15 protein-coding genes are annotated in these 17300 nt (G+C 42.5%); 11 read left to right on the plus strand and 4 right to left on the minus strand.

Annotated elements, in window-relative coordinates; translation table 11 throughout:
- The first annotated feature begins 80 nt into the window (after positions 1-80).
- The 9 genes from M1K58_RS25090 to M1K58_RS25130 all read left to right on the plus strand — a co-directional run bounded on the left by M1K58_RS25090 (position 81) and on the right by M1K58_RS25130 (position 8482).
- Positions 81-1415: a UDP-glucose dehydrogenase family protein gene (locus tag M1K58_RS25090; protein ID WP_256761629.1), complete on the plus strand. Its 1335-nt coding sequence runs from the start codon at positions 81-83 to the stop codon at positions 1413-1415.
- 12 nt (positions 1416-1427) lie between these two features.
- Positions 1428-2465 (plus strand): GDP-mannose 4,6-dehydratase, encoded by a 1038-nt coding sequence (locus tag M1K58_RS25095; RefSeq protein ID WP_256761630.1) that lies wholly within the window; start codon positions 1428-1430, stop codon positions 2463-2465.
- Complete coding sequence (locus M1K58_RS25100) at positions 2459-3166, plus strand: glycosyltransferase family 2 protein (RefSeq protein ID WP_256761631.1); 708 nt, start codon at positions 2459-2461, stop codon at positions 3164-3166. The genes M1K58_RS25095 and M1K58_RS25100 overlap by 7 nt, the downstream gene beginning before the upstream one ends.
- 1 nt (position 3167) lies before the next feature.
- Positions 3168-3488 carry a lipid-A-disaccharide synthase N-terminal domain-containing protein gene (locus M1K58_RS25105; RefSeq protein WP_256761632.1) on the plus strand — a complete coding sequence of 107 codons (321 nt, stop codon included), beginning with the start codon at positions 3168-3170 and terminating at the stop codon, positions 3486-3488.
- Positions 3489-3570: 82 nt separating this feature from the next.
- Positions 3571-4029 (plus strand): DinB family protein, encoded by a 459-nt coding sequence (locus tag M1K58_RS25110; protein ID WP_256761633.1) that lies wholly within the window; start codon positions 3571-3573, stop codon positions 4027-4029.
- A gap of 553 nt (positions 4030-4582) precedes the next feature.
- On the plus strand, positions 4583-5101 hold the full coding sequence (locus M1K58_RS25115) for a hypothetical protein (protein WP_256761634.1): 519 nt from the start codon (positions 4583-4585) through the stop codon (positions 5099-5101).
- 186 nt (positions 5102-5287) lie between these two features.
- The gene (locus M1K58_RS25120) at positions 5288-5827 is read left to right on the plus strand and encodes a sigma-70 family RNA polymerase sigma factor (protein WP_256761635.1); all 540 of its coding nucleotides are present in this window, start codon (positions 5288-5290) and stop codon (positions 5825-5827) included.
- Entirely contained in the window at positions 5820-7163 is a 1344-nt protein-coding gene (locus M1K58_RS25125; RefSeq protein ID WP_256761636.1) for a DUF4179 domain-containing protein, read from the plus strand. Before M1K58_RS25120 ends, M1K58_RS25125 begins: the two co-directional genes overlap by 8 nt.
- A 317-nt stretch (positions 7164-7480) precedes the next feature.
- On the plus strand, positions 7481-8482 hold the full coding sequence (locus M1K58_RS25130) for a cell wall hydrolase (RefSeq protein WP_256761637.1): 1002 nt from the start codon (positions 7481-7483) through the stop codon (positions 8480-8482).
- A gap of 71 nt (positions 8483-8553) precedes the next feature.
- Here M1K58_RS25130 and M1K58_RS25135 read toward each other — a convergent pair whose 3' ends face one another.
- The 4 genes from M1K58_RS25135 to M1K58_RS25150 form a co-directional block, all read right to left on the minus strand.
- Positions 8554-10134 carry an ABC transporter substrate-binding protein gene (locus tag M1K58_RS25135; protein ID WP_256761638.1) on the minus strand — a complete coding sequence of 527 codons (1581 nt, stop codon included), beginning with the start codon at positions 10132-10134 and terminating at the stop codon, positions 8554-8556.
- Positions 10135-10209: 75 nt separating this feature from the next.
- Positions 10210-11130, minus strand: a complete 921-nt coding sequence (locus tag M1K58_RS25140) for a carbohydrate ABC transporter permease (protein ID WP_256761639.1) — start codon at positions 11128-11130, stop codon at positions 10210-10212.
- Between the two features lie 24 nt (positions 11131-11154).
- Positions 11155-12117, minus strand: coding sequence for an ABC transporter permease (locus tag M1K58_RS25145; RefSeq protein WP_256761640.1), 963 nt, complete (start codon positions 12115-12117; stop codon positions 11155-11157).
- Positions 12118-12321: 204 nt separating this feature from the next.
- Positions 12322-13740, minus strand: coding sequence for an ABC transporter substrate-binding protein (locus M1K58_RS25150; protein ID WP_256761641.1), 1419 nt, complete (start codon positions 13738-13740; stop codon positions 12322-12324).
- Positions 13741-13903: 163 nt separating this feature from the next.
- Between M1K58_RS25150 and M1K58_RS25155 the strand changes: the two genes are divergently transcribed.
- Both M1K58_RS25155 and M1K58_RS25160 read left to right on the plus strand, forming a co-directional pair.
- Complete coding sequence (locus tag M1K58_RS25155) at positions 13904-15685, plus strand: sensor histidine kinase (RefSeq protein WP_256761642.1); 1782 nt, start codon at positions 13904-13906, stop codon at positions 15683-15685.
- Positions 15660-17276, plus strand: coding sequence for a response regulator transcription factor (locus tag M1K58_RS25160; protein WP_256761643.1), 1617 nt, complete (start codon positions 15660-15662; stop codon positions 17274-17276). Before M1K58_RS25155 ends, M1K58_RS25160 begins: the two co-directional genes overlap by 26 nt.
- The last annotated feature ends 24 nt before the right edge of the window (positions 17277-17300 follow it).

Here is a 17300-nt window from a genome sequence, read left to right on the forward strand (position 1 = left end):
GAATGAAGGAAGAAAGAACGGCATATGCTAGCCTATGATCAGCGGAGTCCCCATCTATGTGATGGATAAGGAGTACATATATGATGACTATTGGCTTATTGGGAACAGGATATTTGGGTCTTGTTCATGGTGTAGGTCTTGCTAACTTTGGAATGAAAATCATATGTACGGATATTGACCATCAGAAACTAGATTTGCTGAATGAAGGAACAATCCCCTTTTACGAACCAGATCTTCATAACCATATGGAAAGGGCAATTCAGGCTGGATTTATTACTTTCTCCAATAATATCAAGCTGATGATCGAATCAAGTAAAGTCATCTTTATTACAGTGGGTACCCCGACAACAGAAAATGGGGAGGCTGATCTCTCCTTTGTTGAAGAGGCTGCGCATATGATTGCTGCTTATATGAATGAAGACAAAGTTGTCGTTATCAAGTCGACAGTACCTGTAGGAAGTACAAGGCTCATTGAGCAAACAATGATAGATCATCTTGCAACTAGGGGAGTTAAATTCCGTGTTGAAATCGTTTTCAATCCGGAATTTCTGAGTGAAGGAACAGCCGTTCAGGATATGCTTCTTCCGAAGCGGATTGTTATCGGTTCACATAGCCTTCAGGCGAAAAAAATAATGAATATTATCTATAAAAAATATAAGGAGCGTCGGGTTCCTTTTATATACACCGATTTTGAGACTGCGGAAATGATTAAGTATGCCTCCAACGCTTTTCTGGCTACGAAGATTTCTTTTATTAATGAATTTGCTCTATTAGCTGAGAAAACGGGTGCTAACATCATGGATATTGCGCAAGCTATGGGCTTTGATCCACGAATTGGACCTCAATATCTTCAGCCTGGTGCTGGTTATGGGGGCAGTTGCTTCCCCAAAGATACAGCAGCTATTGTGAGCTTTGCTAATCATTATGGAGAACCCTTGCACACGGTAAAGGCAGCTATTGAGGCAAATGAGAGACAAAAAGTACAAATGGTTGAAAGAATCGCGAATGCGTTATCTCCAAAAGGGAGCCTGAAGGGAATGATTATATCTATCCTGGGATTATCCTTTAAACCAAAAACGGACGATATACGCGATGCTCCCAGTGTTCATATTATTCGTGAACTGCTTGCAAAGGGCGCAACGATTAGAGCCTATTGCCCCGGAGGAATGACGAAGATCAAGCTTTTATTTAAGCAGCTTGAATATCAAATTCATTATTGCGAAGACGAATACGAATGTGTGCTGGCAGCGGATGCGGTTGTCATTCTAACCGAATGGCCGCAATTTAATACGCTAAACTTAAACCTTATTAAGACATCGATGAGAGGGAATCTATGGTTTGATTTGAGAAACCAGTTTGTTAATCACCAAACGATTCGCAAGCAATTTGATTATCAACCTGTGGGCTTGAAATAAGGAGAGAAGCGTATGTCAGTCTATCTCATTACCGGAGGGGCCGGGTTTATCGGTTCTCATTTATGTGAGGCTTTGTTGAAGGAAGGCCATCATATTATTAATGTGGATTCCTTTGCGGACAATTACAGCTATCAGAGAAAAGTAATTAATGTTCTTGAATCACTGGGGATGGACACGGAATTTACATTTCGTAATAAAAAGGATGATTTGCAGCTGTTGCTCCAGAGAGTGAATGGGGATCGATATCGTCTAGAGCTCACGGATATTCGTTGCATGGACAGTATGGAGCATATTTTCCAAACCTCGAGGATTGATGTGGTTGTACACTTAGCTGCCTATCCAGGTGTCAGAGCTTCCATGGACAATCCGTATGAAGCTGAAGAGGTTAATGTAAAAGGCACGCTTCACATCCTGGAGTTAATGAGAAAGCATGGGATCAGGAAGTGGATTTGCGCCTCATCATCTTCTGTATATGGAACAAACGCAAAGGTGCCTTTTGCCGAAGACGATGCAGTTGAAAGTCCGATCTCAGTCTATGCGATGACGAAGAAGAGCTGTGAGCTCTTGGGTCATATCTACCATCACCAGTATGGAATAGATACAATCATGCTTCGTTTTTTCACTGTGTTCGGGGAAAGGCAGCGTCCCGATCTTGCGATTCATAAATTTACTGCCTTGATAGATCAAGGCTTGGAAATCCCTTTCTATGGTGATGGATCAACGTATAGGGATTATACCTATATCAAAGATATTATTAATGGAATTAAAGGCTCTATCGAATATGTTGAACAACAGCAAAATGTGTATCAAATCCTTAACTTGGGCGGCAATCAAACTCATTCACTTGCAAGCATGGTGGAAGATATTGCTCAAGAATTAGGCAAAAAGACGATATTGCACAAATTACCTAAGCAACCTGGGGATGTCGATAGAACATATGCTGATATTTCCAAAGCTCAGAACATGATTGGCTATGAGCCTATGACGACTTTTAGAGAAGGGCTACAGGCTTTTGTATCTTGGTATAAAGGGGGTGGCTACGAATGGTAGAGCTTTCTGTGGTGGTGCCTATTTATAATGAAGTCGAGAATATCGCAGGGCTCTATAATAGCATCACAGAAGCTGTAAAAGATAAGACAGCTGGCTACGAAATCATTCTTGTGAACGATGGGAGTACAGATGGAACTGAACGTAAATTAGATGACCTGGCTCTAGAAGACCCTTGTGTAAAAGTAATTCATTTCCGGAAGAACTGCGGGCAAACAGCAGCTATTCAAGCTGGAATTAAGAAAGCGAGCGGCAAGTATATTGGTTTGATAGATGCAGATTTGCAAACGGATCCTAAAGACTTTTTTACTTTAATGCCCTATTTAACTGAATTTGATTTCGCAAACGGCTGGAGAACCAAGCGTAAGGATACCTTTCTCAAAAAGATATCCTCACGAATCGGGAACGGCGTAAGGAATTGGATAACTGGGGATGTCATCGAGGATACGGGCTGTCCAATGAAGCTCTTCAAACGGGAAGTCGCTGAAAGTCTGCATTTGTATGAAGGATTCCATCGATTCATGCCTACACTGGCTAGAATGAATGGTTATACCGTAGTGGAAGTACCTGTCGATCACAGAGAACGGCAATATGGTACTTCGAAGTACGGTGTGATGAATCGCGCCTTTGTGGGTTTGATGGATGCAATTGTAATTGGATGGTTACGAAAGCGTGCCATACATTACGAGGCTAGGAGTGAGTAAGATGTGGATGTCATTTTACAGCATGCTTGGAACAACGGAGTTTCGCTGGATTATAATTGGTTTTTTTGGACAATTGATGTTCACAGGCAGGTTTGTTATTCAGTGGATTGCAAGTGAGAGGGCGAAGAAAAGTGTAGTCACCCGTTCCTTCTGGACATTCAGTATACTTGGAAGCAGTGTATTATCTGCTTATGCCATTTATCGCAAAGATCCTGTTTTTATCGTTGGTCAAGTTCCGGGTATTCTAATTTATATTCGAAACTTGGTTATCATGAGAAACCAGGAACGGAAGCTTGCGCTTGAAGCTGCTCAGGAAAGATGAAATGAAGCTTCCAGTCCTTTATAATGAATAATGCCGTCATTGCTTGATGGCTACCTCATAAATACCAAGGAGATCACGCGTAATGACAAGTATGGATAAATTTATCAAGGATTGGCTAAACCATCGTAAAGTACTGCACGAAATGCTGGAGGAAGTAACTACCGAGCAGCTTTCCATGAAGCCATGGGAGACTGGGATGTCACTATCGGGGCTTGTACTGCATATTACTGGAGCGATGGGCATGTTCGCGTCGACGGTGAAGAACGGAGCCTATACGCCTTCTGGTCAACCGAAGCCCTTCGAGACAATCGAGGAACTTAAGGCCAATATTGCAGCGGATACCGAACAAACTGAAGCGATCCTGAGATCGATCACTCCGGAGCAATTGGAGCAATCAATCGATTTCTTCGGTAATGCGGCGCCGGGCAGCATTTTGCTGCAGAACGCTAAGGATCATGAAATCCATCATAAAGGTCAATTGTTTGTCTATTTGCGTCTAGCTGGCATCGAAAAATTGCCGTTTTACGTAAGTCGCGCTTAGATAGATCAGAATCAGAAATCACTTCGATAAGAGGTGGTTTCTTTTTTTTGGCTAGGTTATGAAATATAAGATTTTATCTTCACGCACATTTTCTACCTAAACCTGCATTGTGATGTAGGCACTCTTGAGATGAGATTACGGACTAGAAATTGGTCTGACGAGAAGATTCAAGATTGCAAGGAGTATGCACAGCTTCTAATTGAAATTACCAGTGGGGACTATTCTCCACCTATGCTTGAAATTGTTACAACCCTCATGAATATTTTCGGAGCTTATGTTGCAAAATAATGTGGACGGTGTAAGAGAGGTGTGGTTCCATTGGACCGTTTGGTGCAAGGGCTGCAGGAGGAACTTATCTAATCACTTAGCTTAATTAGGAAGCGAGGGGTTGTGCCGCAGAGTATCTCTGAACACAGGTTTTACCCAAGTGATCTATTATCGCGAAGTGTGATGTCTGAGACTCGGCAATAACAATCAACCACCGTCGAAAGTTGGAGCCTATCATGGGCTCCTTCTTTTATTTCAAACACAATTATGAAGGAGATGGGGCAGTATGGATTTCACCCTTCAAGCTTTGATTAAGAGGGCATATGCCACTCCTTGCCTTAGGCAGAATATTTACAACAAGGGTATGATTCACTTGTATTGTGATTACTCTGGTCACGAGGAGCGTACGGATTGCGGTATAGCTTGCTGCTTGGTCTATAACAGAACGATCCAAGTATCCGCGGAAAAAATAGGGTTCGAGCCTATAGGGGATTCTGTTTATGGTGAATTATTAGCCATTACATATAGTCTTGAAATTCTCGGAGAAGCCTTGACGGAGCATCGTCCGAAAATCGCTATTGTCTTTACGGACTGTAGCTGCATAGCGCGGCTGCTGTCGAAAGATCAGTTCTCCAAGCCCTCCTATGAAGAGATAACAAATCAAATCACAGTAGCTCTCACCAAATTGCAAATTAGATTTCCTGATGTCGAAGTGAGAGTGAAGGTTATGAACAGCAAGCATAAAAGGAATAATGCTCTCCATAGGATGGCGCATGTAGCGGCTAGGAAGGTTATTGGGAAGTGAATGGAATGTTTTTAGAACACTCAATTACATAGCATTTCTTGTTATACTTTGATGTACCAAACCACTGGTATATCAAGGTTTTTCTTATATGTAGGACTAAAAAGCCTTTCGTTACAAATTAATAAAACCGTTTGGCGGTGTGCAGAGTCTAATGGTATAGAAGCAAATCGGCAGGAGAGGTTACGAGTGGATAACGAATTGCTGGCTCTTGCGGCCAAGCGTGGCGATGATGCGGCTTTCTACAGCCTCATTATGCAGCATAGGGAAAAGATGTATCGGATCGCTTACACGTATTTGAAAAATGAGACCGATGCTCTTGAAGCGGTTCAGGAAGCGACTTGTCGGGCGTATATGCAGATTCGTAAATTAAAGGAACCAAGTTATTTCGGCAGTTGGCTGATCCGTATTCTAATGAACTATTGTGCGGACGAGGTAAAAAGACGGGCTCGAAGGAACGGAGGACGTGATGCGGCCGCTACAAATGTAGAGTCGCACACGGCGAGCGGTGAATCAGCGTTGCTAGAGAAAGTATTGCTAGAGTCTGCGGTCGAACAGCTAGATGCCAACTATCAAAAAGTCATTCAACTGAAATACTATCACGATCTAACGATTACTGAGATAGCAAGAACACTGGAGAAACCGGAAGGTACAATCAAAACATGGCTGCACAAAGCTCTCGGCGGGTTACGTCAGAGGCTGGAGAAGGAGAGTGAACATCATGGATGAGAAACGTAATTATGACGGGCAGGAGTTACCTCTGTTAGATGCGATGAAAGAGCATATTGAACAACTTCCGGTCCCGCCACAGATCGATGAGGTGATTCGAAACGGTATGCAGCTTGGCCGACAACGTAGAAGGCATCGGGTGCTAACGAGAATGACATCCTGCATTGCAAGTCTGCTTATTCTGGTATTGGTAGCTTCAGTCCGATTCTCCCCTGCTGTTGCCGCATATGTCGGTGATATACCCGGTCTCCGGTCGTTCGTCCAGTTGATACACTTCGATAAGGGCCTACAGCTAGCGCTGGAAAATGACTATATGCAGCATGTTGGTCTTTCCGATGAGCATGACGGCATCAAGCTAACTGTAGACGGCGTTCTCGCTGATGAATCGAGGATTATTGTATTTTACACATTGGATAACATGGACGGACGGAAGCGGGTCATGAATGTTCAAAATGTGAAGCTGGTCAATAACCAACATACCTCCATATCTCACGGGGCATCGGATTTCGGTGAAGATTGGGTAAGCAAGCAAGGAACGATAGAATTTAATTTGCTAGATGGGGCTGGCATTCCAGATACCTTAGATCTGGAGTTGAAGGTTGGTAAGGATTACGAGACAGTCGCAAATGGTCCGATATGGAAGTTTGCAATACCTGTAGATAAAGTCAAATTTGAGGGATTGAAGGAAACCTATGATATCAACCAGACGGTTACCGTTGAGGGTCAGCGCATAACCATTGGGACATTGACCGTGTATCCGACTCGGATCGGGCTGGAGGTCGTTTACGATTCGGCCAACACGAAGAAATTATTTCATTTTGATGATATCCGGATCGAAGACGAGCAAGGAGAAACCTTCGGGACTATCAACAATGGTGTAACTGCTTCGAACATTAGCGAGAATCGGCTTGTGCTCTACTTCCAGAGCAACTATTTCCGTAAGCCGGATCGGCTCTATTTGCGGGCGAACAGTATCCGTGCACTGGATAAAAACAAGCTGGAGGTCCAGCTAGATCTCAATCGTAAAGAACTGCTGTCCCGTCCGGACGAACGGCTCACACTCGATGACATCGGCATCAGTGCGGAGAATGGCCAGAGCATTCTTGTCTTTCACTTGAAAAATGATGATCCGCTCGACAAGGACCGTCAGTACAGCTTATTCGACAGCAAGTACAAGGATGCCTCTGGTCAATCATTCGAGTCTAACATGACGGGATCTACATTCGACAGTTTTCAATATTATATTAAGAAAACGAACTATCAAAGCCCATTAACGCTCACCATCTCCGATTACCCTTCTCGGATATATGGCGATATTAACCTTAGAATTAAATAGGTATTCACGGAGGATCAGGGATTAATCAAGTATTCCGGCACAGGTTATCGTCGTTCCCCTTTACTTGCTCATGGTTCAGTTTGACTGGGTTGTTATTCGTAGATAATTAAGTTTCTCTAGCAAGGAACAAGAGGTGGCGCAGGCAAATCTGCGCCACCTCTTGTTCTGCAATTAACGTGATGTTTCAACCCGCCCTATTTTAGAACCTCTTATTTGTGTGAAAATGTTAATCCACCAAGCACATTGAGTTGTGATATATTTTTACAGTGACCCAGAATGCACGATTTAATATCATGAACCATTTTCGGGAGGATTACATGAGTATTAGAACAAAGCAAATTTATGGGCGATTGCTCATACCGATATTTACGTTAATCCTGTTGTGCATCTCACCCATGGCAGTCTTTGCTGCTCAGAAAGATGAAGCAACGGTAGCGCCAGATGTATCTGTTAAGATTGATGGCGTGAAGGTGAATCTAGCCGGTCAGGTGCTGATGCGGGATGGAAGCCTGTTTTTACCTGTCGCACAATTGGCAGAAATGTTTGACGCGAAGACGATGTGGGACCAGGACACGGAATCCGTGACGATACATACGGTTTATGGAGACAAGATTGTGCTCAGTAATGGAGTCCCCGTCGTTTATTTCAATGAAAACCGTTATCGCATGGACGTGGCACCATTGCTTACGAGTGGAAAGACTTATATTCCGCTTCGCAATGTCGCAGAGCTACTGCATGCAACAGTCAAGTGGAACCCAGATCAGCAATTAGCCGAGCTTGAAACGGTACAACCAGCTGTAATAACTGAAGAATACGGATTGACGGAGATCAGCAAGCAACATGGCGTTAGCGACTCTGCGTTGTTAAAACGTAATGGGCTCAAAAGTGCGGATAGCATCAAGGTGGGGGCTAAGCTTCAGGTGGTGATCCCTTCTATTTTCTCTAACGAGGCGGAATCATTCACGGAGAAAGACTTCATGCTGCTGGCGAAGCTTACACAAGTGGAGGCTGGATACGAGACCTATGAGGGGCAGCTGGCTGTAGCTAATGTCGTTCTTAACAGGGTGAAGAACGCAAAGTTCCCGGATACGATCCGTGATGTTATTTATTCTGGAAAGCAGTTTCCTGTTGCTCATAATGGTATGTTGGATAAGAGTGTACCGAATGCAAGTGTGCTTCGCGCTGCTAAGGATGCCTTGAACGGGAAGAGTAATGTGGAGGATGCAGTCTATTTCTTCAATTATAAAGTATCCAAAGGCGCGTTCTGGTCCGGTCTTGAAGTGATCGCAACGTTCGGCCATCATAGATTTGCGAAATAGATCAGATAAATGGAACAGACCTCCAACCCACTGAAGTGTGGATGAAGGTCTGTTCCATTTATCCTACTTTATTATTTTGTTGCGAGCCAAGCATCGATTTGCTTCTGCTTCTCGGCAATGATCTTATCAAGGCCTGCTTGCTTCATTCTTTCAATTAACTTAGGAAGGAATTCCACAGGGTCCACGGTTCCAGTTGCAATGCTAGGCCAAAGCTCGTTTTTCACATTCGCAACCGCAGCGATTTCTGTCTTGACAGGCTCTGCATCGAAATTAAAGCCTAGTATTTTGCTTGGTACGCCGGATTCGTTATACTCCTTGAACAAATCCCATTTCTTAGTGTTCTGACCCACTGTAAAGTGATTCAAAAATTGGTTTCCGAATTCCCAGAAGGCATTCGGGAAATAGCCGGAATTTTGACCAGTTAAACCAGGAGCGAAATCAATGACGTTCTCGACATCTGTTTTCACAAAATGCGTGCCTTCTACGCCGTAGTTAAGAATATTGTTGACGACAGGATCTGAATTTACTAGCTCAAGGAACATTAGTGCCCGTTCAGGATTTTTGGATGAGGCAACTACTGCATTCATTGAGCCCTGTGTGTCATTGGATGTAATAAATGGTGTTGTAATAGAGAACTGCTCAAGCTCGTATCCATAGGATGCGCCTACTTCCTCATTAGCAAGCGGCTTTGTCGTTCCACCGACTAAGAAAACTTTCTTTCCTTTTCTATCTGGTGTCGCGTCCTTAACGATAGTGGCATCCTTACGAATATATCCAGCCTTGTAATACTTGTGCATGGTATTTAATATCGCCTTGTATTCGGGTGTCTCGTATTCGTTAACTACGATGGTATCCTTGTTCTTGTATAGCTTTCCGGGTATGTTCTGATCACCTACAGGATCAAAGTCCAGGAATGTCATAGCAAAGTCCATGGATGCAACCCCGCCTAATGGAGAGACATTAGGGTCTTGTGCTTTTACTGCCGCTAAAATAGGCTCCAGGTCATCCAGCGTCGGAATTTCTGTCTGGAATTTCTTCAATTGCTCTTCTAAACCATACTTTTTAGCAAGCTCTGTGCTATAACCAAATCCATTCGTATGAGCGATTTCCTTGCTTGTTGGGATTGCATAGATTTTACCTGCAACTCTGGCGCCTTCAAATAGAACTTTAGGTAAGTTTTCTACAGTTTTGGGAGCGTATTTAGGTAACAGCTCTGTAATATCTGCAAAATATCCTTTAGCTACGCTTTGTGCGAATTGGCTCCAGCCTGCGGTGAACATAATATCTACATTAGAACCTGCCGCGAGTAGGACAGGAAACTTATCGCCCCAGCTCCCCCAATCGACAAAGTTAATGTGAACAGTTGCATTGATCTTGTCTTTCAAATAGTCGTTTAATGCTTGTTCAACTAACTTGGTGTCCTTTTGTGGGGCTGCTGGCAAAAACCAATTTAATTCAACAGGCGGCAATTCCGCTGGCGCTGATGCAGTTGCTGTTTCACTAGCTTTTTCACTGGCAGGCTGACTTGCTGTTTCTTTTGATTCAGGAGTGCTAGTCTTGTTATTGTTGTTGGATCCACAACCTGTAAGAACCATGCTGAATGCAAATACAGATATCAATGCCCAAGATATCGCTTTTTTCGAAATGCGCATGTCCAATCCCCCTCAAAATGATTAAATATTTATTTACTAACCTTTTAGAAACCTGTACACAGCTTCTAAAAGGGATTAGCCCTTAATTGCGCCTATCGTCAAACCTTTGACAAAATACTTCTGAAAAAACGGATAGCTTAAAATGATGGGTCCTATCGTAACAATACATAATGCCATTCTCGCGCTTTGCCCTGGAAGATCGGCTATCGTCATCGCTCCCTGTCCGGTTTGCGATGATATCTGAATTAAATATTCCAGCGTGGATTGAACTCGATACAGAAGGAATTGCAATGGTATTAATTTGTCGTTCGAGATGTACATGAGCGCGGTAAACCAGTCATTCCAATAATGAAGAGTATTGAATAAGCCGATCGTTGCCAAAGCTGGCGTCGAAAGTCTTAGAATAATAGAGAAGAATATTCTCCATTCTCCTGCACCGTCGATCTTCGCGGCTTCCACGAGAGAATCGGGTATGCTGGTAGAAAAGAATGTTTTCATGATTATGACATACATAGGCGATACGAGCAGTGGGAAGATCAGAATAAGTATCGTATCGCTCCAATCTAAGAGATTGGAATAGATCATGAACGTCGGGACGAGTCCGCCGTTAAACAACATAGTGAAAAATACCAAGAAGGAGAAGAAGCCTCTGTATTTAAATTCCTTTCTTGATATCACGTAGGCATATAGAGCGATTATGAACACGCTGAGAAGGGTCCCAGCAATCGTTATGAATAATGAAACTCCATAGGATCTAATGATCTGCTGCGTGTCGCTAAAAATATACTGATAGGCTTGAAAGCTGAATTCCTTTGGGAAAAAGCTGTAGCCGTTCGTAGATAACGTGCTCTCGTCCGTGATGGATATCATGAAGATCAGAATTAGCGGACCAAGGCATAAGGCTACGAATATAGCAAAGATAATATGAAAGAAAATATTCGTCGGAGAGGAGATTTGATTATGAATATTTGATTTTTTTTTAGCGACCGAAGCCATTGGAGGTTCACCTCATACGAATTTTTAGAACAGCACATGATCCTTGTTTATCTTTTTGACAACGAGATTAGCTCCAAGAACGAGCACTAAGCCCACGACAGCCTGATACAGTCCAACTGCGGTCGACATGCTAGGATCGCCCATGACTCTTAAGGCGTTGAACACATAGGTGTCAATGACAAGGGTAACCGGATATAATGCACCTGAATTCTGAGTGACTTGAAAGAACAGTCCGAAGTCAGCGAAAAATATTTTTCCAATAGATAACAGAGTTAAAATAACCATTAAGGGCGTTAACAAAGGAATCGTGATCTTAATGGCTTGTTTCCACTTATTAGCTCCGTCGATAACAGCTGCTTCGTATAATTCAGTATCGATGCCAGCTATTCCCGCGAAATAGATAATAGTGTTAAACCCTAGTGTTTTCCATATGGTGACCAACGGGAGGATATAGATCCAGTATTTAGGCTCTGAATACCATTGAATTGCTTCGAACCCCAGCGGCTCGACAATGAATTTATTAATAAATCCGACGTCAACACTGAAGAATGCGAAAGCAAGGAAAGAAACGACGACCCACGACATGAACTGGGGTAAAAACATGGCTGTCTGATAAAATTTGGCGAGCTTGCGATTCTTTAACTCGTTAAGCATGATTGCAGTGGGAACGGCAGTGACTAGTGTCAGGATAATAAAAAGGAGATTGAATAAGATGGTGTTGCGAGTAATCGTAAAGCCATAGGTCGTTTTGAGAAAAAATTCGAAATTTCTAAACCCGACCCATTCGCTCGACAACAAGCTGGTAATAAAGTTCCCGGAAGTCATTTTGAAATCTTTGAAGGCCAATATCACACCAAACATTGGAAGGTAATTATTGATTAGTAAAACAATGAGTACAGGGATCAACATAATAAATAAAGTTTTGTTCTTGTTCAATTCATACAAAAAGGACTTTGATTTCCTTCGCCCGTGGAGTCTGAGCATCATTGTAACTTCCTCTCTCTGTGATTGCTTTACTTTTTTTATTATGGTTTTTATCCTTGCTAGGGTAAATGGACTCATCTATAGGGGAGTGTAAAATTCTATGTTCTTTTTACACAGTGAGACAAGGCTATCCCACAATACGCGAATGGCACGATCGCTTAAACGATCGTGCCATTCGCGTATTGTGGAAGGGATTCCTCGACAGATTCATTTCCGATCCATAGGCGTTAGCGGATTAAAGTTAGGAAAATAGTAATCGTTAATATTTATCGTCTTGGATGTCACTGCAACATCAAGTAGTGTATTCAGACGATTACTTTCCTCGAGCATCGATGGATCGTCTTGGTTTCCGGCGAGAGCTTCCAGATAGATTTTCTTGCGTGACCATTCTTCTAAGATAAGCGGCGTATTAGGGTAGATGGAATCGTGGGTACCAGGAAAAAACTGTCGGAAATGAGAAGTATCCGTTAGATTGTCTAGGTCATTCGCTTGACTGCTAATGACTGGAATCATGCTACTTTGGGCGAATAAATGTCCAATGTATTCATCGGAGTAGAGAAATTCCCACACCTTCGCTGCCTCTTCCGGATAAAGAGTCCCCGAGTTGACAACCTGCCAACCTGCCGTATCGATTTTAATCGCACCTTTTCCTAATCTCACATCGTCTATCGCCGGAGGTAGGGCAACACCCCAATCGCTCTTCGGAGCGAATTGGTCAAAGAGCAGGGAAGCTTGCCAGCTGGAGGCGATCATCATACCGATATTACCATCCGCAAATTGAGCCATGGCTTGACTGATCTTCATGTTCTCCATGCCCGGGAAGACGCCGCCTTTTTCAATGAGCTCTTTAATGGTTATGAGCCATGGCTTATATACGGTTAAATCATATTTTCCTGCCTTAAAGTCGTAAAAGTGAACTCCACTGTAGCTGTTTAAGGCCTCCATAGGCTGAACGAAGTCCATCCATACTTCTCCCATGGGCATCGCAATGCCATATTTGCTTCTACCGATTTCTTTGTTGCTAATGATTTGGGCTGCTTTCACCAATTCGGAGAAGGTCTTGGGTGGAGAGTCGGGGTCTAAGCCTGATTCTCTAAATAAATCCTTATTGTATATGAGCCTGTAAGTCAGTTGATTGGAAGGAAGGGAATACATGCCATTTTGGCTGTCTAAGAGTTCTCTTGAGGAGTTTACGGCCCAGTCGGGAAAGGAAGATAAAAACGCAGGACTTATCTTGGGGGAAAGATCGGTTACCCAGTCTTTAGTGATGTAGCTGTTTAGCCATTCCCTTGGTAGCTCGAACACATCAGGGCCACTTCCGGATGCATTCAGTTTGTTCAGAGTTTCAATGTATCGATCAAGAGGGATATTTAGTAAATCGATTTGAATATTTGACTTGTTATTCTCATTGAATTTAGTGATCGCTTCTTCTACAAATTTTGTTGAAGGAACTGACCATTGGGCAAATTGAATATGAATCTTAGCGGGTTGCGAGTCTATGGACGCTTGTGGCTGCACGGGTGCTTCTTCTTTGTACAACTCGCCTTTGCTACATCCGACTCCTAAACAGGCTAGCAGCGTTAATAATATAAATATGACAACGAGCCATTGGCGGTTGCTTCTCATTCTCTCACCTCTAGTGATTCTATTCATTTCATGTTGCGTTTTGGTTGTTATTGTATTATATATTAAACAGCAAACGATCTATATTATTCTTTTTAAGCCAAGTTCTAGTTGGGTTCTCTTTTTTTAACCACCGCTATTTTCGCAAAAAGGAGAGAGAGCCATAATGCCGTCTGGAGGGCTGAAGACAACATTCTTTAATCGGATTTTTTTTACGATCAGCATCAGAAGTAGGTTACTTTTATATTTTATCTTTCTTATCCTGCTACCCACCTCGATTATTTCGGTAACAATATACAATAAATCGACGGATATTATTACCCATAAGATCAATTCCTCTCTGGAAGAAAAGTTAAATATCATTGCTTCAAGCATTACGCAAAAGTTTCAGGCAGTTAATAACACCTCCTCCGAAATCTATCTGAATAGCGATCTCATTCGCATTCTATCGTCACAACGCCCGAGCGATACTACTGGAATCATTAGCGAGATGTCGAATATGGACAAGTTGCTATCAAATTATACTGTAATGAATAACGCACAAGATCTATTGCTCCCTAGAATCTACCTGTTTAACCGACCAGAATATTTACTGCATAGCTTTACGAATAAGGTATCCGACCTCAGTATGATTGAGAAGGAGAAATGGTATCAGTCTCTGCCTAACAGGGCGGAGTATACGATTGTAGGGTTGGATGAGGTGATCGTTTCCTCCGTTAGAATTAAAACGATAAAAATTGCAAAGCGGTTATTTGGACTTGATGACATGAGCATTAAATTCAGCGGAGTGCTTACCGTTGATATTGGAGCTGACTATTTTAATACCATCCTAGACAAATCCAAACCGACGATTGGCAGCTCAACCTTTATCATAGACGACAACAAATCAATCATAATAAGCTCCGACGATTCTTTGTTAGGAACCGTATTCGAACCGAACAAGCATGATAATATCCTCGCAGCCTATGAAAGAATAGAACCGTTAAACTGGACACTCGTTTCTTTAACTCCCATGAATGAATTGAACGGAGAATTGATTTCCTTCAAGAAGGTCATCTATACAGTTATTGTAACTTGCGGAATTTTGGCCTTATTGATGGCCCTGTTCCTCTCAGAGAATATTTCCTATCCGATTCGCAAGCTGGTTAAATCTATGAGAGTTGTGCAACGCGGGAATTTCGATATTACCTTAGAATACAAAAGAAATGACGAGTTTGCGTATCTATTTCATTCCTACACGAAGATGGTTCACGATATTAAAGAGCTCATCGATAAGCTCTATGTGAGTGAGGTTATGAAGAAGGAAGCAGAGCTTAAGGCTTTGCAAGCTCAGATAAACCCTCATTTCCTGTACAACACGCTGGATTCCGTGAATTGGATGGCATTAGAGCTTAATGCGACAAGGATAAGCACCATGGTCACTTCGCTGTCCAACTTTTTCAGATATAGCCTGAGCAAGGGTGAAACGATCATTTCATTACGGGAAGAAAAGCTACAGGTGGAAAGCTATTTAATCATCCAAAAAATTCGCTTTCAGGAGAAATTGGACTATTCGATCCACTTTTCTAGTGACATCCTCGATAATTTGACTGTAAAACTTATTCTACAGCCAATCGTAGAAAATGCGATTTTGCATGGCATCAATAAGATACGAGGCAAAGGAATGATCGCGATAACGGGCACTAAAAGCGACTCCATTATTGAAATACGAATTAGTGATAACGGGGCTGGTGCTGATATCGAAGAACTGAACTCTATCGTGGACAATCGGAGTCATTCCACCTCTTTTGCTTTGAAAAACGTGAACGAAAGAATAAAGCATTATTTCGGGAGCGAGTTCGGAATCCAATTCTGCAGTAACGAGGATTCAGGCATTACGGTCATCGCGAGGTTTCCCGCAGTCAAAACAATGGAGGGATTATATGTTAACCATGATCATAGCGGATGATGAATCCATCGTCAGGCAGGGATTGAAAAACATAGTGCGTTGGAATGATTTGGGGATAGAAGTCATCGCCGAAGCTAGGGATGGACAGGAAGCCTATGATCTATGTCAGGAGCTTCATCCCGACATTCTCTTTACCGATATTCGTATGCCCTTAATGGACGGGCTGGAGGTGGCTATGAAGCTGGAGGAGCAGGGGAGTGATATCCGAGTTGTTCTTATCAGCGGTGCCCAGGATTTCAATTATGCCAAAACCGCGCTTGATATTAAGGCGGAAGGCTATGTATTAAAACCGGTAATTGTTGACGAGCTTAATGAAGTGATTAGAAAAGTAGTAAACCGAATTAAGCTTGAACGAAAGCAACAATCGGAGATGACGAAGCTAAAGGAGCAGATTCACGAACATTTTCCGCTAATTAGAAATAACTTTCTAAGGAACTTGGCTAGCGGCGTATATATTAACGAAACCTCAATTCACAATAAATTAGAATATTTCCAAATTCCTATACAGTCGGACGAAAGCCTTCTGGTATCCTCACTGCAAATTGACGACTACGAGAATCGAATCGAGAAGATGTCCGAGGAGGATAAGCAGCTATTAAACTTTGGCGTAACCAATATCATCGAGGAAATTATTACGAACTACAAATCGGGAATAAGCTTCAGTATGAGCGAGAATGAATTCGTTCAGATCTATCATCAAAGCGCACTCACGAATAGGAAATATACCGAAATATGTGCAGAAATCGCTTTATGTTTGAAAAACTTCTTAAGAATATCCGTATCTATCGGAATAGGAAGACCGATCGACAAGATTTCGTTGGTTCATACTTCCTTGGAAGACGCACGATCAGCCTTGCAGTACAAATTCTATACGGGTCATAACTCGATCCTGGATATTAGCGACATTGATATCTTGAACGATACTCCTAACGAGGGTATCATTCCCTCCGATTTATACGAGAATGAAAACCGCTTAATGGGTTATATCAAACTCGGGGACGTGGAAGGGGTCACGGAGACGATTAATGGCATATTCGACTATCTTTGTTCCGGTAATACTATGACCGTGGATTACGTGCAGGGCGTGTGCTTCGAAATGGCCTGCATCGCATCTAGAACCGTTCAAGGTCTTGGGGAAAGTATGGATAGTATCGCGGATGAGCGTTCTGTCGTTCTAGATGCCATATACAGAAAGGAAAATATCGCTGACCTCAAGAGCTATATGTCGAATCTATTTATTCTTATCGCCCAGTTCTTCTCGAAAAAGTACAATCAGAAGAGCGCTAAGGTCATCCGAAAGATTAAAGATATTATTGATCAGAAATATAGTGGTGACATTAGCGTCGTCAAAATATCTCAAGAAATCTATCTGACTCCGAACTATCTCAGTATGATCTTTAAACAGGATACAGGAGAAACTATCTCCGAGTATATTACGAAGGTCCGCATGGAGCATGCCAAAAACTTACTCAAATCAACTGATCTGAAAATTCTCGAAATCGCGGAGAAGGTCGGATATGACGATCCGCATTATTTTAGCAAAGCGTTCAAAAAATACAGCGGAATCCACCCGCAGAAGCATCGACTATAGAATTTCAGTTTAATAGCAGGTTTT

It is taken from the genome of Cohnella sp. WQ 127256 (genome assembly GCF_024519285.1).
Taxonomy (GTDB): domain Bacteria; phylum Bacillota; class Bacilli; order Paenibacillales; family Paenibacillaceae; genus Cohnella.